Annotated in this window: 24 protein-coding genes, 1 tRNA gene and 1 pseudogene; 17 read left to right on the top strand and 9 right to left on the bottom strand. The window is 61.6% G+C overall.

What is annotated here, in order from left to right:
- Positions 1–24: 24 nt before the first annotated feature.
- Entirely contained in the window at positions 25–1,185 is a 1,161-nt protein-coding gene (locus BP869_RS02370; protein WP_342676529.1) for an iron ABC transporter substrate-binding protein, read from the bottom strand.
- A gap of 283 nt (positions 1,186–1,468) precedes the next feature.
- Between BP869_RS02370 and BP869_RS02365 the strand changes: the two genes are divergently transcribed.
- From BP869_RS02365 to BP869_RS02355, 3 genes are read left to right on the top strand one after another with little or no spacing between them, the layout of a single operon-like run.
- On the top strand, positions 1,469–1,951 hold the full coding sequence (locus BP869_RS02365) for a hypothetical protein (protein WP_342676527.1): 483 nt from the start codon (positions 1,469–1,471) through the stop codon (positions 1,949–1,951).
- Entirely contained in the window at positions 1,951–2,967 is a 1,017-nt protein-coding gene (locus BP869_RS02360; protein ID WP_342676525.1) for a PIN domain-containing protein, read from the top strand. Before BP869_RS02365 ends, BP869_RS02360 begins: the two co-directional genes overlap by 1 nt.
- A complete protein-coding gene (locus tag BP869_RS02355; RefSeq protein ID WP_342676523.1) occupies positions 2,931–3,617 on the top strand; it encodes an HAD family hydrolase in 687 nt (228 codons plus the stop codon). Before BP869_RS02360 ends, BP869_RS02355 begins: the two co-directional genes overlap by 37 nt.
- Positions 3,618–4,123: 506 nt before the next feature.
- Here the strand turns inward: BP869_RS02355 and BP869_RS02350 are convergent.
- Positions 4,124–4,489 carry a DUF1622 domain-containing protein gene (locus BP869_RS02350; RefSeq protein ID WP_342676522.1) on the bottom strand — a complete coding sequence of 122 codons (366 nt, stop codon included), beginning with the start codon at positions 4,487–4,489 and terminating at the stop codon, positions 4,124–4,126.
- A 52-nt stretch (positions 4,490–4,541) separates the two neighbouring features.
- On the opposite strand from BP869_RS02350, the gene BP869_RS02345 reads away from it, so the two are divergent.
- Together BP869_RS02345 and BP869_RS02340 are read left to right on the top strand one after the other, a co-directional pair.
- On the top strand, positions 4,542–4,823 hold the full coding sequence (locus BP869_RS02345; RefSeq protein WP_342676520.1) for a glutaredoxin family protein: 282 nt from the start codon (positions 4,542–4,544) through the stop codon (positions 4,821–4,823).
- Positions 4,820–5,314, top strand: a complete 495-nt coding sequence (locus BP869_RS02340; RefSeq protein WP_342676518.1) for a ferredoxin-thioredoxin reductase catalytic domain-containing protein — start codon at positions 4,820–4,822, stop codon at positions 5,312–5,314. Before BP869_RS02345 ends, BP869_RS02340 begins: the two co-directional genes overlap by 4 nt.
- A 6-nt stretch (positions 5,315–5,320) precedes the next feature.
- Here BP869_RS02340 and BP869_RS02335 read toward each other — a convergent pair whose 3' ends face one another.
- Positions 5,321–6,136, bottom strand: coding sequence for a site-specific DNA-methyltransferase (locus tag BP869_RS02335; RefSeq protein ID WP_342676516.1), 816 nt, complete (start codon positions 6,134–6,136; stop codon positions 5,321–5,323).
- Between the two features lie 89 nt (positions 6,137–6,225).
- On the opposite strand from BP869_RS02335, the gene hxlB reads away from it, so the two are divergent.
- The 3 genes from hxlB to BP869_RS02320 are packed head-to-tail and all read left to right on the top strand — an operon-like array spanning position 6,226 to position 9,010.
- Complete coding sequence (gene hxlB, locus BP869_RS02330) at positions 6,226–6,825, top strand: 6-phospho-3-hexuloisomerase (RefSeq protein ID WP_342676514.1); 600 nt, start codon at positions 6,226–6,228, stop codon at positions 6,823–6,825.
- A gap of 7 nt (positions 6,826–6,832) precedes the next feature.
- A complete protein-coding gene (locus tag BP869_RS02325; protein ID WP_342676512.1) occupies positions 6,833–7,945 on the top strand; it encodes a pyridoxal phosphate-dependent aminotransferase in 1,113 nt (370 codons plus the stop codon).
- A gap of 27 nt (positions 7,946–7,972) precedes the next feature.
- Complete coding sequence (locus tag BP869_RS02320) at positions 7,973–9,010, top strand: M42 family metallopeptidase (protein ID WP_342676510.1); 1,038 nt, start codon at positions 7,973–7,975, stop codon at positions 9,008–9,010.
- Between the two features lie 366 nt (positions 9,011–9,376).
- Here the strand turns inward: BP869_RS02320 and nadC are convergent, their stop codons facing one another.
- From nadC to nadX, 3 genes are read right to left on the bottom strand one after another with little or no spacing between them, the layout of a single operon-like run.
- A complete protein-coding gene (nadC, locus tag BP869_RS02315; protein ID WP_342676509.1) occupies positions 9,377–10,219 on the bottom strand; it encodes a carboxylating nicotinate-nucleotide diphosphorylase in 843 nt (280 codons plus the stop codon).
- A gap of 6 nt (positions 10,220–10,225) precedes the next feature.
- Positions 10,226–11,119 carry a quinolinate synthase NadA gene (gene nadA, locus BP869_RS02310; protein ID WP_342676508.1) on the bottom strand — a complete coding sequence of 298 codons (894 nt, stop codon included), beginning with the start codon at positions 11,117–11,119 and terminating at the stop codon, positions 10,226–10,228.
- Positions 11,116–11,874, bottom strand: a complete 759-nt coding sequence (nadX, locus tag BP869_RS02305; RefSeq protein ID WP_342676506.1) for an aspartate dehydrogenase — start codon at positions 11,872–11,874, stop codon at positions 11,116–11,118. The genes nadA and nadX overlap by 4 nt, the downstream gene beginning before the upstream one ends.
- A 133-nt stretch (positions 11,875–12,007) precedes the next feature.
- Between nadX and BP869_RS02300 the strand changes: the two genes are divergently transcribed.
- On the top strand, positions 12,008–13,252 hold the full coding sequence (locus BP869_RS02300; protein ID WP_342676504.1) for a tRNA (N(6)-L-threonylcarbamoyladenosine(37)-C(2))-methylthiotransferase: 1,245 nt from the start codon (positions 12,008–12,010) through the stop codon (positions 13,250–13,252).
- Between the two features lie 12 nt (positions 13,253–13,264).
- Positions 13,265–13,798: a hypothetical protein gene (locus BP869_RS02295; RefSeq protein WP_342676502.1), complete on the top strand. Its 534-nt coding sequence runs from the start codon at positions 13,265–13,267 to the stop codon at positions 13,796–13,798.
- 227 nt (positions 13,799–14,025) lie between these two features.
- Here BP869_RS02295 and BP869_RS02290 read toward each other — a convergent pair whose 3' ends face one another.
- Positions 14,026–14,478: a hypothetical protein gene (locus BP869_RS02290; protein WP_342676500.1), complete on the bottom strand. Its 453-nt coding sequence runs from the start codon at positions 14,476–14,478 to the stop codon at positions 14,026–14,028.
- A gap of 397 nt (positions 14,479–14,875) precedes the next feature.
- Between BP869_RS02290 and serS the strand changes: the two genes are divergently transcribed.
- Both serS and BP869_RS02280 read left to right on the top strand, forming a co-directional pair.
- The gene (gene serS, locus BP869_RS02285; RefSeq protein ID WP_342676499.1) at positions 14,876–16,153 is read left to right on the top strand and encodes a serine--tRNA ligase; all 1,278 of its coding nucleotides are present in this window, start codon (positions 14,876–14,878) and stop codon (positions 16,151–16,153) included.
- Between the two features lie 136 nt (positions 16,154–16,289).
- Positions 16,290–16,961: a TMEM175 family protein gene (locus tag BP869_RS02280; protein ID WP_342676497.1), complete on the top strand. Its 672-nt coding sequence runs from the start codon at positions 16,290–16,292 to the stop codon at positions 16,959–16,961.
- 125 nt (positions 16,962–17,086) lie between these two features.
- On the opposite strand, the pseudogene BP869_RS02275 reads toward BP869_RS02280, so the two are convergent.
- Positions 17,087–17,239, bottom strand: a pseudogene (locus BP869_RS02275) (GNAT family N-acetyltransferase); the annotation flags it as partial.
- A 607-nt stretch (positions 17,240–17,846) separates the two neighbouring features.
- Positions 17,847–17,919: transfer RNA gene (locus BP869_RS02270), tRNA-Ile, on the bottom strand.
- Positions 17,920–18,054: 135 nt separating this feature from the next.
- Here BP869_RS02270 and iorA point away from each other — a divergent pair.
- The 5 genes from iorA to BP869_RS02245 are packed head-to-tail and all read left to right on the top strand — an operon-like array spanning position 18,055 to position 22,314.
- Entirely contained in the window at positions 18,055–19,827 is a 1,773-nt protein-coding gene (gene iorA / locus BP869_RS02265) for an indolepyruvate ferredoxin oxidoreductase subunit alpha (protein WP_342676495.1), read from the top strand.
- Complete coding sequence (locus tag BP869_RS02260; RefSeq protein ID WP_342676493.1) at positions 19,824–20,402, top strand: indolepyruvate oxidoreductase subunit beta; 579 nt, start codon at positions 19,824–19,826, stop codon at positions 20,400–20,402. The genes iorA and BP869_RS02260 overlap by 4 nt, the downstream gene beginning before the upstream one ends.
- Before the next feature lie 49 nt (positions 20,403–20,451).
- Positions 20,452–20,880, top strand: coding sequence for a GNAT family N-acetyltransferase (locus BP869_RS02255; RefSeq protein WP_342676491.1), 429 nt, complete (start codon positions 20,452–20,454; stop codon positions 20,878–20,880).
- The gene (locus tag BP869_RS02250; RefSeq protein ID WP_342676489.1) at positions 20,864–21,790 is read left to right on the top strand and encodes a DUF2156 domain-containing protein; all 927 of its coding nucleotides are present in this window, start codon (positions 20,864–20,866) and stop codon (positions 21,788–21,790) included. Before BP869_RS02255 ends, BP869_RS02250 begins: the two co-directional genes overlap by 17 nt.
- A complete protein-coding gene (locus BP869_RS02245) occupies positions 21,787–22,314 on the top strand; it encodes a flavodoxin domain-containing protein (protein ID WP_342676488.1) in 528 nt (175 codons plus the stop codon). The genes BP869_RS02250 and BP869_RS02245 overlap by 4 nt, the downstream gene beginning before the upstream one ends.
- Positions 22,315–22,355: the final 41 nt, after the last annotated feature.

Here is a 22,355-nt window from a genome sequence, read left to right as displayed (position 1 = left end):
CGATCTCGTGCCGCGGATCATGTGTCACACCGAAATCTGTGTGAAGCCGAGGTCCCTGTACTGGCCGTTCAGGTCGCCGAAGACAGGTTTGCCGATGAAGAAGGTGTAGATCTCGTCTGTCTTCTGGACGGGGTCGACGTCGGCGAAACGGTCGGGATAGAGGGTCTTCCCGATGAAGTACGCGTTGGCAAGCACGGTCTCGTGGTTTGTGTTGTAGAAGTTGTACGGGAGGACGCCGTAGACCCTGCCTTCCTCCGACGCGGAGAGGCCCTGCAGCGCGGCGTCGGTCTTCAACTCACCGATCGCCCCGTCGCTGTCCATCTGGATGGTGCCGACGTCGACGAAGATATACTCGGGGTCCCAGTCAACGAGTGCCTCTTTCGCCACGTCAACGTGTGCTGTGCCCATGCCTGCAGCGACGTTCTTTGCGTGCACCCAGAGGAACGGTGAGTAGGCCGGTTCGGTGGAGATGATGCCGTGGGCGCCTGCCGAGGAGATGCCGCCGACATAGACGGTCTTCTGTTCGGCTTCAGGGATGTCGCCGGTCCGGCGCTCAAGGTCGGCCATCGTTGCATCGATATAGGCGATCACCTCTTCGGCCCGGTCCTGCTTCCCGAGTACCTGACCCATCGCCCGGAGGCCGCCGTACATCTCGGCTGTCTCAACGTCGTTCCGCAGGGATCCGTACGGGAACGCCACGACCGGGATGCCCGTCTTCTCCTGCAGTTTGTCGGCCTCGGCGGCACTCGTACCATATGCCGTCCCGGTCGAACCGGTCTTGAAGACGAGTTCGGGGCTGATCGCAATGATCTTCTCCGGGTCGTCCTTGCCCCTGAACTCGCCGATCAGGGGAAGATCCTTGAACTGCGACCCATATGCGAGGGCATAGGGGCGGCCTTCGATCGCCTGATTTTTCTTCTCGATGCTGTCGACACCGACGGCAAGGTCCTGACTCTGCAGGTACACGAGGTAGCGGAGACAGCCCGACCCGGAACAGACGACGCTCTCAGGGGGCGACGGGACGGTGACAGTCCTGCCAAAACCGTCGGTGAGGGCGATCTCGGAGGACGGCGCGGGGGTGACCGCAGGAGTCTCCTGAACGGTTGATGAACTCCCCATGCAGCCTGCAGCGGCAATCAGGGCCACAAAGAGCGCAACCACGATAATACGATTTTTCATATTCATGCTATACTCTCCACATTAGTGTATATAAAAATAATACTGAAACATACCTATTTTAAATTATGTAATGAGTATCACGAAGAAAATTTTAAAAATGGCGAATTTATAGCACCAATAAATTTACAGACGCACATGAAGACCAGACTGATATCGGGTCCAATCCGGGTACGCGACACTGCTCGACAGTGCAGGTGTCGGCGATGGCGTCTCCAATGCCCCGGGGACGCCATCGTCGGGAGCGGGATCGGGCAGAGCATTTTTAACCTCCCGTCCCGGACTACCCCCCATGGGACGCGGGACCGCGTACATTACCTTTGCCGGACGGTCTGTCTGGGCGCTCCTCAATACCTACCACGCCGTCCTCCGGGAAGGGAGGTGCCTCCCTGATGAGGTCCATATCATCGCGGAGACGCCGTGCATGCCCGGCCCGGCCACGGCCGTCGAAGGGATCGGGATCATCTCGCGGCGGTACGTGACCTCGCCTGCCGTCTCGGTGACCACGGTGCCGTGCGGCGACTTTGCCGGGGCCGCCGGGACGGTGCTCGACCTTGCCCGCCGCCGGGTCGCGGAGGGGTATGAGATCGCCCTCGACATCACGCCAGGGAGGAAGGCCCTCATCGTCTCGGCCTGCCTGGCCCTGGCCGACGCCGGCATCGCCCCGGCACACATATTCTATCTCGGTCTCCAGGGCGGCGGGCCCCTGCCACTCCCCCACCCGATGATCCCGCTCCACCTCCAGACCCTCCATGACCTTGCAGGAGGGCCATAATGCAGGGCACAGGTGAGGTGGTCGAGGGCAGGGAACTGGCTGTCCTTGCAAATCTCTTCGCCGAGGGCTTCACCCTCTCATACCCGGTCTACGGGACCGATCTGCTCTCCGCCCGGCCTGCCGGCGACGGATATGCGATCACGGTCCTCTGCCGGTACGAGGACTTTTTCGACGGTGCCGAACGTTTTGGGGAGCATGCACAGGAGATGCCTCTCTTTACTGACTTCGAGGAGTGCCTCCTGGCGAGCGGGATCACGGCGTACGAGAACCTCGACGAGTTTGCAACGCGGGCCGACCTGTACAGGGGCCTCAGGAAAGACGTGTACTACGGTGTCGACACCAATCTCCTGTACCACCGTTTCGTCACCGTCACCGGCGCCCTGCAGCCCGAAGAGACGATCCTGGTCGACGTGGTCAGGCAGGAGATCGAGTACGTCCTGAACCACAAGTACTCGGCCCGCCTGATCAGCGAACTCATCGCAAGCGCCCCGGAAAAAGAATGGATCATCGCGGAGTTCGAGAACAGGCGGAAGAAGAAGTCGAGAAAAGCGGCATACCGCGCGATGGCCGAGTACAGGGCGCTCCGCGACCGTGCCATCCTCCTCGAGTCGGGACAGAAGGCCACCCATGCCACGCGGGAGAACGACCAGTTCATCGTCAGGGCGCTCAGGCGGTTCGAGGAAGAACGTTTCAACCTGCCCGTCCTCCTCACCGCCGACGCCGCGATGGCAGATCTCTGCGACGCCGGCGGCCTTGAGTACTTCCTCTTCAGGGCGCCGTACCATGCACGGCCGCGGACGGTCTCCCCCCAGGCGCTCCTCGGTTTCATCGCCGACCTTGCCGTGACCTTCGGGGTCGTGGAGATCGAGGGGACCTGCATCTTCAGCGAGTACGGTGGCAAGGGCAACAACGCCGATGCCTTCAAACTAACATTCATAGATGAGCATCTGCATACAGAGTTTGCACTGGACGTGGACGTATGCAGGCATCTTCTGGCCCTCGGAATAGAGAGGTAAAGGCCCTCCTCTTCGACATGGACAACACGCTCTGGGACTTCGTCACCGCAAAGCAGGCGGCATGCCATGCAGTCGTGGACTTTCTCAAAGTGGGCGACGGCGAAGACCTCTACCAGTACTTCAGGAGGCCGGGGGTCGGTTTCGAGGACCCGGAAAACATCCTCGACTATATCAGGGACATCAACGCCCCTGCCTCGTCATTCCCCCGCTGCTGCACGGTCTACGAGAAGACGAAACTCGCCGCCATCAGGCCGTACGAGGGGGCGGCCGAGACACTGGCCTCTCTTTCCGACGCCGGGATCCCCCTTGCTATCGTCACCGACGCCCACTCCTCCCAGGCAAAGAGGAGGCTTGAGAAGGCCGGGCTCAGCGAGTACTTCTCCTGCATCGTCACCCCCGACATCTCCGGGCAGAGAAAGCCCGACCCTGCGTCCTTCCTCTACGCCCTCAGGGCCCTCCCCGCCGACGCCGCGGAGGCGATGGTCGTCGGCGACAGCATCAGGCGCGAGATCGAACCGGCGCAGGGCTTGGGCATGAAGACGGCCTATGCCCTGTACGGAGACAGGAGCGACGGTCCCGCGCCCCTCATCTGCAGGCCGGACTTCGTGCTCCACGACATCAGGGAACTCATAGAGATTCTGGGGATCTGAAGAGGGGACGCGGTAAAAATCTTCATACGCCTGCTGGTCTGGCAGGCGGTGGTTCGGCATTTTTTCCGGGGGACTGCCTCAAAGACTTTGACCCCATGTAGATCGGAGATCTGCTGGAACAGGATATCTCCGATATCCTGTATTCTCATACTCCCTTCGGTCGCAGCCACCAGAACCCCCTCAGGATCTTTGGATCTGTCTTCCCGGAGCCTATCCTAATTTTGGGGTCCGGGGGCTTGCCCCCGGTACACTCTTTGGGGAAGGCGGTTGATCTGCGCTCTCTTCCGGGGGGCAGAGCCCCCCGCTTTCGAAAGCTAAAGGCTTCTCAAACTCCCTTCGGTCGTTCCCCCCATCTTTAGGATGGGGGCGAGATGGCAATCTCCTCTTCAGAATATCTTGTTCGCTCTTCCCCTGCCCTATCTCGAGTCGTCCACACATCAGGATAGGGAGGATGGCAATCCCACTCCTGAGAATTTTTCACTCAACTACCAGAAGCAGATATTTTCTCAGTCCAGATTGAATTCGGTCGCCTCTTTGGTGAGAAAGTACCCCAGGATCGTCCTGATGATGACGATGCTGCCGAGGAAGAGGATCTCCTCCTGCGAGGGCGTGACAAGGGTCTGGAGGATGTCGGCGGCGATGAGAAAGTCCAGGCCGAAGACGATTTTTATGGTGAAATCCCGCCTGATCTCGCCGTACCCAAAGGGGCGCCCGAGCACCTCCTTCCCCAGCGTCTCCGCAGCCGCCCTGATCCCGCCGTAGATGATGACGATGGCCCCGATAAGGCTGAAGGCGTTGGCGGCCGCGTCGTAGACCTCGAGGAGCATGTACGCCACCGGAGGCGATGCGGCGGCATCAATCTTCTGATCCATACCACTCCGAAATCCTTATGAGAAGGCCGGTTAATCCTCGCATCGAGATACTATGGATATGATACATGTGGATGGAAAAGACCGGGGCCCGATCTACCTCTATGCCCTGAGCACCTGTGGGTGGTGCGCAAAGACAAAAGAACTCCTTTCATCACTCGGCGTCGCTTTCGACTATGTCTTTGTCGACCGGCTCCAGAAGGACGAGATGGAACAGACCTATTCTGAGATGCTGCAGCTCTACAACCCCCTCGGCTCGTTCCCGACACTCGTGATCAATGGGAAGGCAATCATCGGCTACCAGGAGAACGAGATCAGGGAGGCCCTCGCGGAATGATCCCGGACGAGCAGGTCGAGAAAGAATATCTCCGCCTGAAAAAAGAGGCCGAGGCCGGGGGGTACCGCCTCAACCCCGACAGGGAGTTCGTCGCGGGACTGGTCAAGGGCCTCCTGACCAACACGGAAAGGTACGGCTACGCGGCATGTCCCTGCCGCCTCGCCGCCGGGGAAAGGGAGAGAGACCTCGACATCATCTGCCCCTGCGACTACCGCGATCCCGACCTCACCGCGTACGGGGCCTGTTACTGCGCCCTCTATGTCTCCGCGGAGGTTGCGTCGGGGAAGGCGGAGGCAAGACCCGTTCCCGAACGCCGCCCGCCGGGAGGACCAAAAAAAGGAGAGGCACGCCCATCAGGCGGGGTCGCCGGGTCTCTTCCCCTCCCGGTCTGGCGCTGCAGGGTCTGCGGCTACCTCTGCGCCCGGGAGAACCCCCCTGAGATCTGCCCGATCTGCAAGGCGGGAAAAGATCGTTTCGAGCGTTTCATCTGAGGAGCGTCACTCGCCGTCCTCACCGAGGAGCGCCCGGAAACGCCTGACCGATAGGTCGAGGTAGGTCTGCTCCTTCTCGATCCCGATAAAACGTCGGCCGAGGAGGCATGCGGCAATCCCGGTCGTCGAACTCCCGGCAAAGGGGTCGAGCACAAGGTCGTCCTCATAGGAACTCGCCAGGATCACGCGCTGAAGAAGTGCAAGGGGTTTCTGGGTCGGGTGCTTCCCCTCCTTTTTTTCCGAGCGTTTCGGTGTCGGGACAGACCAGACAGAGCGCATCTGCTTGCCCGGACGTTTCAGGACGTCGTAGTCCCATCCGCCGTGCTTCATCTCGTCATAATTGAAGGTATGGCGTCCCTCTCCCTTCCGCGCCCAGATCAGGGTCTCATGACTCGCCGTGAAGACCCGCGTGCTCAGGTTGGGAGGGGCGTTCGGCTTGAACCAGCAGATATCATTGAGGATATGGAAGCCGAGGCTCTGGAGGGCATAACCGCAGGCATAGATCGAGTGATAGGTGCCGCTGATCCAGATCGTCCCGCCGTCCCTGAGAAGGCGGCTGCAGGCCTCTATCCAGTGGCAATGAAAATCAAAGTCTTCCCTGATCCCGCCGCTCCGGTCCCACGCCCCCTTGTCGACGGGTGCCCTCCTCCCGCTCTGGCAGGTGAAACCGCCGTTCGAGAGGTTGTACGGCGGGTCCGCAAAGATGAGGTCGACGGAGCCCGCAGTCATGGCATTCATGCACTCGACAGAATCGCCATGGTAGAGAGTCACGCCGTCGCAGGAGTAATAGGGTTGCATCATGCCACCGGTCTGCATAGACATTGCCCTCCTGAAAGATGACATTTCCCATCTGAAACCGGGCATCCGCGATATTCTCATCTAGTTGGCACGACCACCCCTATTGAAGGATCATGGAGAACCACGAAGTTCAGGATATGATGCGCCTGATGGCGTCAAAGATCTCCTCTATCGCCGACAGGATCGCGGACACAGAGGTGGAATCCCTTTTGCAGGAACTTCTCTGTGCAAAGAGGATCTACGTCCTTGGCGCAGGCCGCTCAGGTCTGGTTGCAAAGGCATTTGCGATGCGGCTGATGCACCTTGGTCTGCAGTCCTTTGTCGTCGGCGAGACGATCACGCCGGCCATGCAGGCGGGGGACGTGCTCATCGTCTTTTCCGGGTCGGGGAAGACGAAGACCGTCGCCGAGCTCGCCGAGACCTCGAAAGAGATCGGCGGCCGGGTCTGCCTGATCACCTCCAACCGGGACTCCCGGATCGGGAAGATCGCCGATTGCATGGTCGAGATCGAGAGCCACCGCGACGAGGTGAAGGACGACTCCGTGGAGTTCGAGATCAGGCAGATGATGGGCGAGCACAAGTCTTTCGCCCCGCTGGGCACGATCTTCGAGACGGCGTGCATGGTCTTCTCCGATGCGATCGTCTCCCGCCTGATGGAGATCACGGAGACTGACGTCGAAGCACTCAAATGCAGGCACGCCAATATCGAGTGACCGGCATATGACTGGGTACAGGTTTGCAGAAAGGGTCCGCGGGATCGAGATCTCGGGGATCAGGCGGATGTTCGAGGGGGCGGGAAAGGACGCCATCAATCTCGGCCTCGGCCAGCCCGACTTCCCGACTCCGGCGCACGTTCGTGAGGCGGGGATCAGGGCGATCCGCGACGGGATGACCGGGTATACGACGAACTCCGGCGTCCCCGAATTGAGAGAGGCGATCTCAGGGAAGTTCGGCCGCGAGAACGGCCTGCAGTACGCGCCCGATCAGGTGATCGTCACCGCGGGCGCAAGCGAGGCCCTGCACATCGTGATGCAGGCCCTGGTGGACAGGGGGGACCGCGTCCTGATGACCGATCCCGGCTTTGTCTCCTATGCGGCCCTTGCAACCCTTGCAGGCGGCAGGCCTGAGGGCGTCCCTCTCGACGCCACCCTCCACATCGACGTGGAGGCGGCAAAGGAGCAGATGGACGGCGCGCGCCTCTTCGTGCTGAACACCCCGGCAAACCCGACAGGCATGGTGGAGAGCGAGGAGTCGATCAAGGCGCTGGTGGAGTACGCCGCCGATATGAGCGTGACCATCGTCTCCGACGAGGTCTACGAGCACTTCACCTACGGAAAACCCCACGTGAGTGCGGCCCGCTTCGGCGAGGACGTGGTCACGATCAATGCCACCTCGAAGACCTACTCCATGACCGGGTGGCGCCTCGGCTACATGGCCGCACCGAAGGCGGTGATCGAAGAGTGCATCAAGGTTCACCAGTACTGCCAGGCCTGCGCCACCTCGATCTCGCAGTACGCCGCCCTTGCCGCCCTGACAGGCGACCAGACGGCGGTCCCGGCGATGCGGGAGGAGTACCACCGGCGGCGCGACCTCGTCTGCGACGGCCTCGCCGATCTCGGCCTCTCCTTCCCCAGACCTGAAGGTGCGTTCTACGCCTTCGTGCCTATGGAAGCGGACCTCTTCGCCCGGATCATCGCGAAAGGCGTGATCATCGTGCCGGGCACGGCCTTCGGCACGCGCGCACCCGCGTATGCCCGTCTCAGTTATGCCGCCTCACAGGACGATCTGCGGCGTGCTCTCGGCCGGATCCGGGAAGCGGTCGATGAGGCTTAACGTAGTCCCGAACAAACAGGTGATCATATGGTAAAGGAGTTGCTGAGGAAATTATCCAACGCCCACGGGATTTCCGGGAGCGAAGGGAGCGTTGCGGCGGTGATCAGGGAAGAGGTCGCCCCGTACGTCGACGAGATCAGGGAGGACACGATGGGGAACCTCATCGCGGTGAAGAAGGGCGATGACTTTTCGGTCCTGCTCGCGGCCCATATGGACGAGATCGGGCTGATGGTCAAGTACGTCGATGAGAAGGGCTTTGTCAGGTTCGTCACCATCGGCGGCTGGTTCGACCCGACTCTCTATGCCCAGCGTGTGATCCTCCACGGGACGAAGGGGCCGGTGTACGGCGTCGTCGGTGGCAAGCCCCCCCATGTGATGAAGGAGGAAGACCGGAAGAAGCCCCTGAAGGTGGACGACATGTTCATCGACGTCGGCGCCACCTCTCCCGAGGACGCGGAAGCGCTCGGCATCGAGGTCGGGACGCCGGTCACCGTCGACCGCGCGTTCACCGAACTTGCGAACGGCAGGGTGACGGGCAAGGCCTTCGACAACAGGGCCGGCTGCGTGATGCTGATCAAGACCCTCCAGACGGTGCAGTCGCCGCACACCATCTACGGCGTCTTCACGGTGCAGGAGGAGGTCGGGCTGAAGGGCGCGAAGACTGTCGCCTACTCCCTCAACCCCGACTGCGCCATCGCCACCGACACCACCATTCCGGGCGACCACCCGGGCATCGAGAAGAAGGACGCCTCCCTCCAGATGGGCGAGGGGCCGGTCATCACCATCGTCGACAGCAATGGCCGGGGCCTCATCGCCAACAAGAAGGTCATCGCCTGGCTGCGCGCGGCCGCGGCCGGGAAGGAGATCAAGGTGCAGCTCGAGGTCGGGAAGGGCGGCACAACCGACGCCACCTCCATCCATCTGGAGCGCGGCGGCATCCCCTCCACGACGCTGAGCATCCCGACCCGCTATATCCACTCGCCTGTCGAGGTGCTCGACATGAAGGACATCGAGGGAGGCATTGCTCTCCTTGTCGAGGCCCTGAAGTCGAAGCCCGACTTCTAATCTTTTTTTTGGATCTGTAGATAACCCCTGCCCCCTCAATATATCCTTCTGAGATCCAGAGTGGAAGGTATGAGAGGGCGGGGGGGTCGGTGTTCCGTCCCTGGGGGACTACGCCCCCAGACCCCCGCTCAGGATAGAGGTGAGATGACAATTTCTCTCGTCAAGATATCTCAAGGTCTCTATTCTGCCTTCCCCGGTCTATCCTGAGTTCGGGGGTCCGGGGGCAACGAGAAAGCCGTCAGGCTTTCGAGTGTCCCCCGGTAGGCAGTAGTGGGAAGGCGTTTGATCCCCACCACTGATTCACGACATTGCGATAAGCCAGAAAAAAGGGGAACATTTTCTCCCCCCCCCCAAAAAAAAGACTCTTCACTCCCCGTCAGGCACGACGTCCAGACTGACGTCGACGTTTCTGACAGAGTGGGTGAGGGCGCCCATGCTGATGATATCGGCCCCGGCCCCGGCATAGAGGGGAAGGGTGGTACGGGTGATCCCGCCCGATATTTCGACGACGACCCTCTCCCTGAGGCCCGCGGCCATGAGGGCTGCCACGGCCTCCCTGACCCCCTCGGGGGTCATGTTGTCCAGGAGGACGATGTCGGCACCGTACTCCGCCACCCTGACAGCGTCCTCCGCCGATTCCACCTCGACCTCCACCTTGTGGTAGGGGGAGTGCGTCTTCGCCCGCCGCACCGCCTCCTCCAGGTCTACCAGTGCGAGGTGGTTGTCCTTGATCATGACCATGTCGGAGAGGGAGAAGCGGTGCGACGCGGCGCCGCCGAGCACCGCCGCCTTCTTGTCAAGTGTCCTGAGGCCGGGGCAGGTCTTCCTGGTGGAGGCGACCCGCACTGCGGGGTTGACCGCCCGCACCGCGTCCACAGCCTCGCGTGCCGCGGTCGCGATCCCGCTCATCCGCCCCATGATATTGAGGGCCGTCCTCTCGGCAACGAGGACCGCGCGGGCCGGCCCCCTGATCTCCATGACGACCGTCCCCGCGGCCACTCTCTCGCCGTCCCTCACAGGGGTGACGACGCCGGCGCCGAGGTGGGAGAAGAGGAACGCCGCCTCCTCCAGGCCGGCGATGACGCACGCCTCCTTCGCCCTGATCACGGCCGATGCCGTGAGGTCCGCAGGGATGACGGCATCGCAGGTGATATCGCCGAAGGGGGTGTCCTCCTCCAGGAAGGAGAGGAGCATGCGTGCATCGACCATTCTCTTCTACCTCTTGAGTGCGATCATCCTCTCGATGGCCCGGCGCGCCCCTGCGGCGACGGTCTCGTCCACCGCCACCCGGTGCTTCCCGGCCTTCAGGGCCACGAGCACGTCCTCGACCGTCGTCATCTTCATATCGGCGCATTCGGTGCCCTCGACCGCGTGGAAGGCGGCGTTCGGGAAGACCCGGCCGAGACGGTAGGTCATCGCCTCCTCGGTGAGCACTGTCCAGTTCGGGTGGAGGTGGGCCTGCCTCACCATCCCGCCTGTGGAGGCGACAAGGTCGGATGCCGCCTGCACCTCGGGACTGCACTCGGGGTGGCAGACGACCGCGTCGCCCTGTGCCCGTCCGGCCTCGACGTCGGCAAGGGTGAACCGCAGGTGTACCGGGCAGTGGCCGTCCGCAGGCAGGGGTAAGACCGTCTTCTCGGGCACCTGCCCCCTGACATAGGAGGCGAGGTTGGCGTCCGGCCCGACGAAGACCACGTCCTCGCCAAGAGACCTGACCACATCGACGGCGTTCGCCGAGGTGCAGGTGATATCGGCCTCCGCCTTGCACTCGGCCGTCGAATTGACGTACACCACAACGGCCGCGTCAGGGTGGGAAGACCTGGCCTCCCTGATCATGTCGGGCGTCAGCGCCCGTGCCAGGGGACAGGTCGCCTCCCTGGCCGGGAGGAGGACGGTCTTCTTCGGGTTCAGGATCTGGGCGGTCTCGGCCATGAAGTCGACGCCGCAGAGGACGATCACGTCGGCATCGGTATTTTTTGCCTTGATCGCGAGTTCAAGGCTGTCGCCGACGAAATCGGCGACGTCCTGCACCGCAGGCACCTGGTAGTTGTGGGCGAGGACCACCGCATTCCTCTCCTCCTTCAGCCTGCGGATCTCGTCGGCTATCATGTCCCTATCCTCATCGGCTCGTCGAGAGTCTTGAGCAGGGTCACGATCGAGAGGGCGGCAAGATAACTGGTCGCCGGGTTGTCGGGGCTCGGCAGGTTCCGCACCGTGATCGTGGCGTCCCCGAAGTCCCCTTCGATGACGATCTCGTGCACATTCCTGTCCACGGCAGGATCGGCCCAGAGTTCCACGTCCACCGTGCGGCCGGCGGCGAGTTCGAGGGCGACCGAGACATTGGTGTTCTTCGGGTAGTGCTTGATGCACTCGTTTGCCGCTCCCGAGAAGAGGAGAGTGCGCTCGTCGCACTCGATATTGAGGGAACGGGGGTTCTTCGTCGTCCGCAGAAGGAGACGGTGGATCCCGGAGACCTGCCCGATCTTGAGGTTGTCCAGCCCGAAGATCGCTCCGCTCGGGATGTAGATCTTCCTGCCGAGAGACCGGGCGAGGTCATTGACCGCGTCCCGGAACTGCTTCTCGGCAAAGGCACCGACACTCATCACCACAAGGTCCTTGCCGTGCTCAAGGATCCGGGCGGCATGTGCCTGGGCGGCGGCGACCGAGGCCGCCTCCACAACGATGTCAAAATCTGCGCTGAGGAACTCTTCGATATCCCGGAATACCCTTGCGTTGCAGAGGTTCCCCAGCTCCTCCGCACGCTCGGGCATCTGGTCATACAGGGCGACAATCTCGACTCCTACATGGTTTTTGACGATTATATTTGCGATATTGCCGCACCCCAGCAGGCCTATCGTGAGCATTCATATATGATAGGCAGAAGCAGGGTTAAGCATTGTGATGAAAATCGTGATGAACCCCCCGATACCTCCGCAAGTATCAGAAAGGGTGCCTTTGTCTGCAGAATGATAAGGTCGGGCGCCCCAGTACGTACCAATGGACCGGCTCACTGATCAGCGGGTGTACATCGAGACCTACGGGTGCACCTACAACCACGCGGACACCCTCAGGCTGGCCGGGATACTCCGGAACCAGGGCTGCACGATCGTCTCCGACCTGGGGTCTGCGGACGCCGTCGTCATCAACACCTGCACCGTCATCGGCTGGACAGAGAGGCACATGCTCAGGAGGATACGGGCGTGCGCCGGGCGCACCCTCTATGTCACAGGGTGCATGCCTGTTGTCCAGAGGGAGGAGATCCTCGCCGCCGCCCCGGACGCACGGGTCATCCTCCCCGACGAGATCGAGCGGCGCTTTTGCGGGAGGTGTACGAAGGGGAAGGACGGCATCGGGATCGTCCAGGTGGCGGCCGGGTGCGCGGGGGGGTGCGCGTACTGCATCACGAGATTTGCGCGCGGGCCCCTGCGGAGTCGTTCGATGGAGGAGATCTGCCGGGAGGTCGGGGCCCTCGCAGAGGAGGGGGCCTGCGAAGTCCAGTTCACGGCGCAGGACGTGAGCGCCTGGGGGATGGACACCGGCGAGACGCTCCCGGACCTGATCCGCGCCGTCAGTGCGGTGCCGGGAAACTTCAGGGTCCGCCTGGGCATGATGAACCCGGCGACCGTGAAGCGTATCCTGGTCCCCCTCGCAGAGGCGTGCCGGGATGGGAAGGTCTTCTCCTTCCTCCATCTCCCTGTCCAGTCGGGGTCGGACGCCGTGCTGGCGGGAATGGCGCGCGGCTACACCGTGGCCGAATACGAGGGTATGGTCGCCACATTCAGGGAGGTCTGCCCTGATGTCAGGATCTGCACCGACTTTATCGTCGGCTACCCGACAGAGACCGAGGAGGACTTTGCCGGGACTCTCGCCCTCCTCCGGAGGGTCCGGCCGGACAAGGTGAATGTGACGCGCTACTCGCCGCGGCCTGGCACGGCGGCGGCGGCCCTGAAGGCGCAGCCGGAAAGGATCGCAAAGGAGAGGTCGCGTCTCCTCGACGCCGCCGCAAAGGCGATCTATGCCGAACAGAATGCCGGTCTCGTCGGGACGACCGTCGAGGCGGTGGTCACCGCACGGAAGAAGGGAGGGTCATGGGTGGCGCGGGACCGGGCGTACCGCGAGATCGTCGTACCCGGCGACTTCAGGCCCGGCGAATGGCTTTCCGTCGATATCACCGGGAACAGGACTGTCTACCTGACAGGGGTGCCGAAAGACACTATACGGGTGCCGACAACCAGATTGTAAGGAAGAGATAGCATGGACGAGATCGAAGCAGGGTATGCCGCGCTCATCAGGACGATCGGCGAGGCGCAGAAGGAGAAGGAAAAGTTTGTCGGGGAACTTGCCGGGCAGGAGGGTGCTCTTCTCGCCAGGATGGCCGGGATGGCGGCGCCCCTTGTCGGGCAGATCGGCATGAACCTCCTGAAGAAGGGGCGGCAGGACCAGAAGGGGGAGATCTTCAACGCCGAGTATTACCGCGAGCGGATGATCGTCCTCGGCAAGACAGAACCGATGCCGTACAGGCCTGACGACCCGACAAAAAAGGTGAACGACCAGTTCTGCGCCCTCAACGAGAAGGGGGAGTTCGTCGAGTTGATGTATTCTTCTGACGGCCAGACCATCGACACGTACGCCTGCCCCCTCGGCCCCGAGGACGCCTTCGGGATCTATGGCTACGAGGCCATGCTCATGCTCTACCGGGCGCTCAGGGAATACCTGAAAGGGGAGGAGGAACTTGTGGCGGCGCTCGGCACGGCCGTCGAGTTCCTCAGGAACGAAAAAAAGGAATGACGCGGCGACGGTCGCCGCCGCATATTTTTTCGGCTTTGTAGAAACCCTCACCTTTTCTAGGTACGAGCGTGACTCAACCGCCTTCCTACATCTTCGCGCCGGGGGCTCTGCCTCTGGACCCCCGGAATTGCGATTGGGTCAGGAAGGCAAAATCAACGAACATGAAGGGGGCGGCCAGCCCCCCGAAGAGAGGGCCATCCAGAGGATTTCTACAGATCCATTCTTTCTTACTTCCAGGAGAACATCGGGAAGGCCGGCCTGAGGGGGTCGTTCTCCTCCAGGGACGAGAGCTTGAAAGAACGGCCGAACTCCCGGCCTTCGCTGTTTTTGTAGGTGACGACAGCCTTGATCTCTTCGGCCATCGCGGGCAGGGCATAGGCGTACTCCGCATCGACGCCGAGGCCTGTCACGTCGAACTCAAGGTTCATGGGGACGAGGGCGACATGGATCGCCTCTGCCGGGGCGTTTCCTCCGTTGACGACCACGACCGACTTTGCATCGTCGGAGAGCTGGCAGGTGACTGCAGGGAGGTTCTTCGTCTCGGTCATGATCTGCAGGCACATCGCAGCGGTCATAAGGACGACGAAGATCGAGACCCCCATGAAGACGTTCTCGGCGACGGCGAGAACGAGGCCGATGACCACACCGGCGGCAAGGATGAGAACCGGGACCTTATCCATACTATGGAGTCTCTCTCACATCATATAAGAGGTGAAGACATGCTCCCCTCGGCGTCACCCTCTTCATAACAGATATTCACCGTCCGGAGGCCACGAGGCAATGATAAACTCCATATCCGATCCCCTTCGTCTGCTCGGGTATGCCCGGTGCCACCACCACGATCCGTACCCCTCTTCAGAAGTAAACTCATTATGACACCTCCACATTTCCCCCCACCATGCCGATGAACTTCCGCAGCCTGATTTGAAAAGAATAGCACCGATTGTGCAGCCATCTGCACCACAGCAGATAATATTGTAGATGAAGACTAATATCTCAGGGATTGATCGTTACGGTACAGGGCCGGATCTCCGGCCCTGATCGACGCCGCAACAGACGAGAGATGGTGGAAAATACATGCTTGAATTAAAGTTCATTCGCGCCCACCCCGAGGTCGTCAGGGCAGACCTGGAAAAGAGGGGGGACACCGAGAAACCGGCCTGGATAGATGACCTGCTGGAGAAGGACAGGAGGAGCAGGGAACTCCAGATCGAGGTCGACAGGCTGAGGAACCGGCGCAACGTGATCGGACGCGAGATCAACGCGACCAGAAAGGCGGGCGGGGACGCTGCCGCTCTCCTTGACGAGGCGGCAGCCATACCCGGAGAGATCAAGGGGGCCGAGGCCGAGCTTGAGGAGATCAGGGAGAGAGTCCACTTCTACCAGATGCGCATCCCCAACATCCTCCACGAGAGCGTGCCCGTGGGCAAGGACGACACGGAGAATGTCGAGGTGAAGAGGTGGGGCGAGCCGAAGGTTCCCGCCTTCGAACTGAAGAACCACGGCGAACTGGCTGTGGAGCACGACTGGGCCGACTTCGAGCGCGCCACCAAGGTGGCCGGCTCCGGCTTCTACTACCTGAAGGGGAGACTTGTCCTGCTCGATATGGCCCTCCAGCGCTATGCCCTCGACCTGCTCGTGGAGCGCGGCTACACCCCCATATCCCCGCCGTACATGATGAACAGGGCGGCCTACGAGGGCGTCACCGACCTTGCCGACTTCGAGAACGTGATGTATAAGATCGACGGCGAGGACGCGTTTCTCATCGCGACCGCCGAGCACCCGATGGCGGCGATGTTCAAGGACGAGATCTTCGAGGCAAACGCCCTCCCGATCAAGTTCGCCGGGATCAGCCCGTGCTTCAGGCGCGAGATCGGTTCTCACGGCATCGACACGAAGGGGCTCTTCCGCGTCCACCAGTTCAACAAGATCGAGCAGTTCGTCTTCTGCAGGCCAGAAGACTCCTGGACTTTCCACGAGGAATTGCTGGCAAATGCCGAGGCGGTCTTCCAGGGCCTCGGCCTCCCGTACCATGTGGTCAATATCTGCACCGGCGATATCGGGACGGTGGCGGCGAAGAAGTACGACATCGAGGTCTGGATGCCGCGCGAGAACCGGTACCGCGAGGCGGTCTCCTGCTCGAACTGCACCTCGTACCAGGCGACGAGGCTGAACATCAAGATGCGCAGCCCGACCGACTTCAAGGAGAAGGAGTTCGTCCACACCCTCAACAGCACTGCGATCGCAACATCACGGGCGATCAGGGCGATTCTGGAGAACTACCAGCAGGAGGACGGTTCTGTCGAGGTCCCGAAGGTGCTCAGGCCCTACATGTACGGGCTTGAGACGCTGTGAGAGAGGGATCCCTCTCCTTTTTTGAAGGGTCTTGGCCCTGTCGGGTGACGGAAACCGCCGGGAGCCGCACAGGGGTACACAGCCCAAACTCTTTTCACCTCCCTGTCCCATCTGGGCGGCGTGCAGGTGAGGGGTGGTGGCCGACCGCGGGGATGAGAAGGCAGAGGGACCTGACAGGGGTCGCCTCACCGACTTTCTCCCCCCTGACCGACTGAACGCGTTTGCCGACGGGGTGTTCGCGATCGTCATCACCCTGCTCGTCCTCGAACTGCCTGTTCCGGAGGGGGCCGACAGCCTGTTCCTGGCACTCATGGAAGAGTGGCCCGATTTCCTCGCGTATGTCATCAGTTTCGTATTTATCGGCGGGATCTGGATGACGCACGCGTCCATCACTCAGTTGACGGAACAGGAGGATAAGGTCACGTTTCGCCTGACCCTCCTGATGCTCTTCTTCGTCTCCCTGATGCCCTTCACGACGAGCGTGATGGCCGGCCACCTCACCGGAACAGGTTCGCATCTCGCCGTGCTCCTGTACGGACTGGACCTCTTCATCACGTCGGTCATGCTGAGCATGATCATGCGCTATCTTGTCTGGCGTCCGAAACTGCTCGTCGACGGCCTTGCCGAAGAGGACCTCAGGGAGATGGTGCGACGGCGGCGTGCGGGCGTTGCCTCCTGCGGTGTCGGCGTGCTGCTCGCCCTCTTTGTGCCCCTGGTGGCGGTCGCCGTGTACATCGCCGTGACGGTCTTTTTCTTCGTGCATCCTCTGATCTATAAAAGGGCGATTAGAAGGTCTGTGAAGGGGTGAGGGGGCCGATGCCGGTGCGATGTACGGCAGGTGCACGAAGGGGGGCGTGTTCAGATTTCACTTAATTCAATTCTCAAATAAACCATATCTATGATTTGAACAACATTTTCAAAAATCGGGTGATCTTAGTTGTCCAGAAAAAAATTTTTGACTCTATGCGAGATCCGAAATCCGCAATTTTCATAAAAGCGAATGGCCACTGGACTATCACCCGTACCAACGAACATGGTTTCACATCTGCCTCTGTAATAATCGAGAATGTATTTCACAAGAAACGTACCATAGCCCTGGCTGCTTCAAGGGAGGGACGGGGAGGGATCGATCTCAACAGTGATGGTCAGAGAGGGGCCGGGAAGGCAGACGCCGGTACAGGATGAAAGAGACGATCAGCGCCTCCGGTGACGACTACCAGAGCGAGAACGAGGCCGGAGAGAAGGCTTTCAGGTGAAGGACCCAGGAATGAATCCGGAATAAGGCCATCTTGAAAGTGTGTGAGATGTCGGACTTCTATTTCCCGCTTGAAATATGAACAAATAAGGTCATTTATTCTGCCTCTTTCCCGCCCCCTCGTCGGCCGTCCCGACCGGTCATAAAGGGGTTATTATCTTCAGTCATACGGCCCTTCAGAGGGCCGGGAGAGACATGGTCCCCGTGCCGCGTCGCACGAAAAAACGTCACTCTGGCCGGATCGGGAATGGAGCGCGATACGGGCCCCGATCAGGGGCGTGGTCTGTGAAAAGGGCGGAGATATGGGGTCATCAGGGGTCTCAGTCTTTCGTCATCCAGACGAGGGGCACTCCCGACGACGCGGGAACACCACCAGAAACAACACCCTGGAAAATACTCGCAATCTCAAGAATACACACGAAACCAATGAAAAAGAAGTGGGCCCGATGAGGCTCGAACTCATGACCTCCCGGTTATCAGCCGGGTGCACCACCGACTATGCTACGGGCCCTAATACACTCGTATTAGTGCCTGTAAATGTTGTACCACCTCCGATTTAAAGGTTGCGCCAGAACCCCGCTTCACGGCCGCCTGAGAACGACATCATTAAAGAACACGCAGGAGTAATAGCACTGGGACGAGATCCATGGCTAAACAATACCTCCTTGGAAACGAAGCCATCGCGCACGCCTGCATTGAGGCAGGCCTCGACTTCGCGAGCGGCTATCCGGGAACCCCATCGTCCGAGGTGATCGACACCCTGCGGGCGCAGAAAAAGCGTGAGTTCTATATCGAGTGGTCGGTGAACGAGAAAGTCGCGTTCGAGAACGCCCTCGCCGCCTCCTGGTGCGGCCAGCGGTCGATGGTCACGATGAAGCACGTCGGCCTCAATGTCGCCGCCGACCCCCTGCTGACGAGCGCATACACCGGGGCAAAGGGCGGTTTCGTCGTCCTCTCCGCCGACGACCCCTATGCACACTCCTCCCAGAACGAGCAGGACACGAGGAGGTACGCCCACTTCGCCAAACTCCCCTGCATGAACCCGTCGAGCGTGCAGGAGGCGCACGACATGATGAAGGACGCCTTCGCCCTCTCCGAGCAGGTCGGCCTCCCTGTCCTCTTCCGCCCCACCACCCGCATCTGCCACTCCAAGGGCGACGTCGACCTCGGCGAGGTCTCCGGGGAACACCGGACCGGCGTCTTCGAGAAGGACCCGAAGCAGTATGTCGTCATCCCGGCCCACACGAGAGTCCTCCACAAAAAGTTGAACGAGAAACAGCCCGTGGTCAGGAAGGCCGTCATGGCTCTCGGCTACAACACCGCGGAGGTGCGGGGCGAGACAGCCGTCGTCGCGAGCGGCATCGCCGCTTCGTACGTGCAGGAGGTCATCCCCGAGGGCGTCTCCTTCATGAAGGTCGGCTGCTTCCCCATCGACGGCGCCTGGATGGAGGCATTCGTCCAGCAGCACAAGAAGGTGCTCGTCGTCGAGGAAGGTGCGCCGATCGTCGAGGAACGTCTCAGGCAACTCGCCTGCGGCGTCGAGGTCTTCGGCCAGATGAACGGCGCCGTCCCTATGGAGGGCGAACTCTCCCCCGCGGCCGTCGCCGCCTCGATGGTGAAGGCCGGCATCCTGAAGGATAACCCCTTCCAGAGCCCCGCCCCTGCCGAAGGCCTCCCGCCGCGCCCCCCCATTCTCTGCGCCGGGTGCGGACACAGGGTGACGTTCTACGCCATGAAGAAGGTCTTCCCCGACGGCATCTTCCCCTCCGACATCGGCTGCTACACCCTCGGCCTCCAGCTCGGCACGGTGGACACCACCATCTGCATGGGTGCCTCGGTGACAGTCGGGAGCGGCATCGCAAACTCGGGTGAGAAGAGGCCGGTCGTCGCCACCATCGGCGACTCGACCTTCCTCCACACCGGCATCCAGGGCCTCCTCAACGCCGTCTACAACGGTGCGGACATGACCCTCGTCATTCTGGACAACAGGATCACCGCCATGACCGGCCACCAGCCCAACCCCAACACCGGCGAGACCGCGATGGGCGAGGCAAGCGTCCCCATATCCCTGGAGGCGATCTGCCGGGCCTGCGGGGCGTCCTTTGTCGAGACCATCGACCCGTACGACCTGACCGCCACCCTCGAGGCCCTGAAGGCGGCAAAGGCCCGTGCGGGCACGAAGGTGATCATCGCCAGGCAGGCCTGCGTGATCACGGCGCGGCGTGCCGGCGTGCGGCGGGCGCACTATCGGGTCGACCCCGAAACCTGCACCGCCTGCGGCGCCTGCCTCCGCTTCGGGTGCCCGGCCATCGGGAAGGACGCGGAAGGAAAGGCGGAGATCAACGAACTTTGCTCGGGCTGTGGGGTCTGTGCGGATATCTGTCCTGCCGGGGCCATCGTGAAGGAGGGGAGAAAATGAGCAGTTATGATCTTCTGATCGTCGGCATCGGCGGGCAGGGCACGATCCTTGCCTCGAACATCATCGGCGAGGCCTGCCTCCTCGAAGGCGTCCCGATCAAGGGCGTCGAGACCCACGGCATGGCCCAGCGCGGCGGTTCCGTCGAGAGCCACGTGCGTATCGGCGGCACCTTCGGCCCCCTGATCTCGCCGGGCGGGGCCGACCTGATGATCGCTCTTGATCTCATGGAGGCGGTGCGCTACCGCCACTACCTCAAGCCACAGGGCAGGATCATCGTCAACGACCACACCGTCGTCCCGACCTCGGTCTTCATGCAAAAACTCCCGATGCCCGCACGCGACGACCTCGTCGCTGCCCTCGAAGGCCACCCGGTCACACTCGTCGACGCCGCGGGCCTCGCCGCTGAGGCGGGCAACCTCATCGTCCAGAACGTCGTCATGCTCGGCGCCGCCGCCCCCCACCTCCCCCTCAAGGCGGAGAGCCTGGAGGAGGCGGTCAGGCGCCTCGTGCCGCAGAAGTTCCTCGACCTCAACCTCAGGGCCTTTGCCCTCGGCCGCGAGGCCGGGCGGTCCTGACCCACATTTTTTTCGTTGCGTCTTTATAGGATAGCGACCAGTCTTCTCCATGGACCCGGGGATCGCCCTCCACGTCGTCTCCTCATGGGACGCCGGTGAGATCGTCGACCTGTACCGTGCCGGCAGGTGGTGGCAGGAGGAGTGGTCGCTCGACGGCATCTCCCCCCTCATCGCTGGGAGTTTCTGCTTTGTCGTCGCCACGGACGGCGACCGCACCGTCGGCATGGGCAGGGCGATCTCTGATGGCTGCTCGGACGCCTATCTCCAGGACATCGTCGTCCTCCCCGAATACCGGCGTCAGGGGATCGGCGACGCGATCGTCGAAAGACTCGTCGCCGTCTGTAGGGAGAAGGAGATCGCCTGGATCGGCCTCATCGCACAGCCAGGGACCGTACCATTCTATGAAAGGCACGGCTTCGCCCCCATGGAGGGGCACGTGCCCATGCTCCTCGGAGAGAACAATGCTCACACTCGATGACTTCACACCCGTGACCCAGGAGGACAGGGCCTTTTTCCTCGACCTCTATGCGAAATACCCGCAGCGGCACTCTGACATGAGCTTCGTGACCATGATGTGCTGGAACCACTATGCTCACTATGCCTATGCCCGTGTCGGGGACGGCGTCGTGATCATGAGCACCATCGGGGGTGATCGGACCTTCAGGGGGCCGATCGGCCCGCAAGACCCCGCGACCCTGGAGGACGTCTTCAACCTCGCCGTCAGGGAGGGCTGTGCCGCCCCCTATTATGTCTTCGATGAGGAAACCCTGGAGTGGGTCAGATCCCTCTATCCCGGCCTCGCATTCAGGTCTGACCGGGACTTCGCCGACTATGTCTACCTTGCCTCAGACCTCGACGATCTGCCGGGAAAGAAATACCTCACCATCCGCGGCCACCTCAACAGGTTCAGGCGGAGTTGCGAACCTGTCGTCGAGGAGATGCACGCAGAGAATCTTGCAGAGGTGCGGGAGTTCCTGAAGAAATGGTGTGCGTGGCGGCACTGCGACGAGTCACCGGTGCTGGCCGAGGAGAAGGAGGCGGTTCTCTACGCGATGGAGCACTTCTCCGACCTCGGCCTCTCCGGGCTGATGATCCGGGTGAACGGGGCGATCGCCGCCATCTCTGTCTATGACGACCTCAACCCCGACACGGCCCTCATCCACTTCGAGAAAGGGCTACCAGACTGCGAAGGGGTGTACAAGGCCGTGAACCAGGAGGCCGCACGGCTGCTTGCCCCCGACCACACATACGTGAACCGCGAGTCAGACGTCGGCGTGCCTGGCCTGCGGGAGGCAAAGCTCAGGTACCACCCCCACCACATGGCAGAAGTCTATGTGGCGGAGAAGGCCGACCTGGAAAAGAGACATCAGGAGAGGGGGGAAATATGATAGAGGAGACCATGAACACGAAGATCCTTGTAGCCTATGCGAGCCGGTACGGCTCGACCCGGGAGATCGCCGAATCGGTGGCACGGACACTCGAAAAGGCGGGCTATAGCGTCGACTGCAGGAATGTTATGGACGTCTCGGACATCTCCCCCTATGCGGCGGTCGTCGCGGGGAGCCCGATCTATATGGGCAAATGGCTCGTCGAGGCGGTGGACTTCGTCAAGAGGTTCTGTATCGAACTGAATGAGAAACCGCTCGCCGTCTTCGCCGTCGGCTATTCAATGAAAGACGAGACAGACGTGATCAGGAAGTCGGCGGCGGCGTCGATGACCGAAGTCAGGATCTATGTCAGGCCGCAGGTCGAAGGCCTCTTCGCGGGCAGGTTCGACCCCGAGGGGATGAGCAGGGCAGACCTCGACATGATGAAGATGGCAGGCGCCGTGCCCGGCGATGCACGGGACTGGAGTCAGGTCGCCCGCTGGGCAGAGGCCCTGCCTTCGGTCCTCTTCACTCTCAAGGAGTGACAGCAGATTGCCGTGACAGACAAACCCTGCCACACATCTAT

This window comes from Methanofollis sp. UBA420 (genome assembly GCF_002498315.1).
In the GTDB taxonomy this organism is placed as follows: domain Archaea; phylum Halobacteriota; class Methanomicrobia; order Methanomicrobiales; family Methanofollaceae; genus Methanofollis.
The sequence above is the reverse complement of the archived record's forward strand: the minus strand, read 5'-3'. Positions and strand labels throughout refer to the sequence as shown.

Excerpts from the sequence above, each read along its gene's own strand:
- BP869_RS02370 (WP_342676529.1), bottom strand. The coding sequence starts at position 1,185 with ATGAATATGAAAAATCGTATTATCGTGGTTGCGCTCTTTGTGGCCCTG.
- BP869_RS02365 (WP_342676527.1), top strand. The coding sequence starts at position 1,469 with ATGGGACGCGGGACCGCGTACATTACCTTTGCCGGACGGTCTGTCTGG.
- BP869_RS02360 (WP_342676525.1), top strand. The coding sequence starts at position 1,951 with ATGCAGGGCACAGGTGAGGTGGTCGAGGGCAGGGAACTGGCTGTCCTT.
- BP869_RS02355 (WP_342676523.1), top strand. The coding sequence starts at position 2,931 with ATGCAGGCATCTTCTGGCCCTCGGAATAGAGAGGTAAAGGCCCTCCTC.
- BP869_RS02350 (WP_342676522.1), bottom strand. The coding sequence starts at position 4,489 with ATGGATCAGAAGATTGATGCCGCCGCATCGCCTCCGGTGGCGTACATG.
- BP869_RS02345 (WP_342676520.1), top strand. The coding sequence starts at position 4,542 with ATGGATATGATACATGTGGATGGAAAAGACCGGGGCCCGATCTACCTC.
- BP869_RS02340 (WP_342676518.1), top strand. The coding sequence starts at position 4,820 with ATGATCCCGGACGAGCAGGTCGAGAAAGAATATCTCCGCCTGAAAAAA.
- BP869_RS02335 (WP_342676516.1), bottom strand. The coding sequence starts at position 6,136 with ATGTCTATGCAGACCGGTGGCATGATGCAACCCTATTACTCCTGCGAC.
- hxlB (WP_342676514.1), top strand. The coding sequence starts at position 6,226 with ATGGAGAACCACGAAGTTCAGGATATGATGCGCCTGATGGCGTCAAAG.
- BP869_RS02325 (WP_342676512.1), top strand. The coding sequence starts at position 6,833 with ATGACTGGGTACAGGTTTGCAGAAAGGGTCCGCGGGATCGAGATCTCG.
- BP869_RS02320 (WP_342676510.1), top strand. The coding sequence starts at position 7,973 with ATGGTAAAGGAGTTGCTGAGGAAATTATCCAACGCCCACGGGATTTCC.
- nadC (WP_342676509.1), bottom strand. The coding sequence starts at position 10,219 with ATGGTCGATGCACGCATGCTCCTCTCCTTCCTGGAGGAGGACACCCCC.
- nadA (WP_342676508.1), bottom strand. The coding sequence starts at position 11,119 with ATGATAGCCGACGAGATCCGCAGGCTGAAGGAGGAGAGGAATGCGGTG.
- nadX (WP_342676506.1), bottom strand. The coding sequence starts at position 11,874 with ATGCTCACGATAGGCCTGCTGGGGTGCGGCAATATCGCAAATATAATC.
- BP869_RS02300 (WP_342676504.1), top strand. The coding sequence starts at position 12,008 with ATGGACCGGCTCACTGATCAGCGGGTGTACATCGAGACCTACGGGTGC.
- BP869_RS02295 (WP_342676502.1), top strand. The coding sequence starts at position 13,265 with ATGGACGAGATCGAAGCAGGGTATGCCGCGCTCATCAGGACGATCGGC.
- BP869_RS02290 (WP_342676500.1), bottom strand. The coding sequence starts at position 14,478 with ATGGATAAGGTCCCGGTTCTCATCCTTGCCGCCGGTGTGGTCATCGGC.
- serS (WP_342676499.1), top strand. The coding sequence starts at position 14,876 with ATGCTTGAATTAAAGTTCATTCGCGCCCACCCCGAGGTCGTCAGGGCA.
- iorA (WP_342676495.1), top strand. The coding sequence starts at position 18,055 with ATGGCTAAACAATACCTCCTTGGAAACGAAGCCATCGCGCACGCCTGC.
- BP869_RS02260 (WP_342676493.1), top strand. The coding sequence starts at position 19,824 with ATGAGCAGTTATGATCTTCTGATCGTCGGCATCGGCGGGCAGGGCACG.
- BP869_RS02255 (WP_342676491.1), top strand. The coding sequence starts at position 20,452 with ATGGACCCGGGGATCGCCCTCCACGTCGTCTCCTCATGGGACGCCGGT.
- BP869_RS02250 (WP_342676489.1), top strand. The coding sequence starts at position 20,864 with ATGCTCACACTCGATGACTTCACACCCGTGACCCAGGAGGACAGGGCC.
- BP869_RS02245 (WP_342676488.1), top strand. The coding sequence starts at position 21,787 with ATGATAGAGGAGACCATGAACACGAAGATCCTTGTAGCCTATGCGAGC.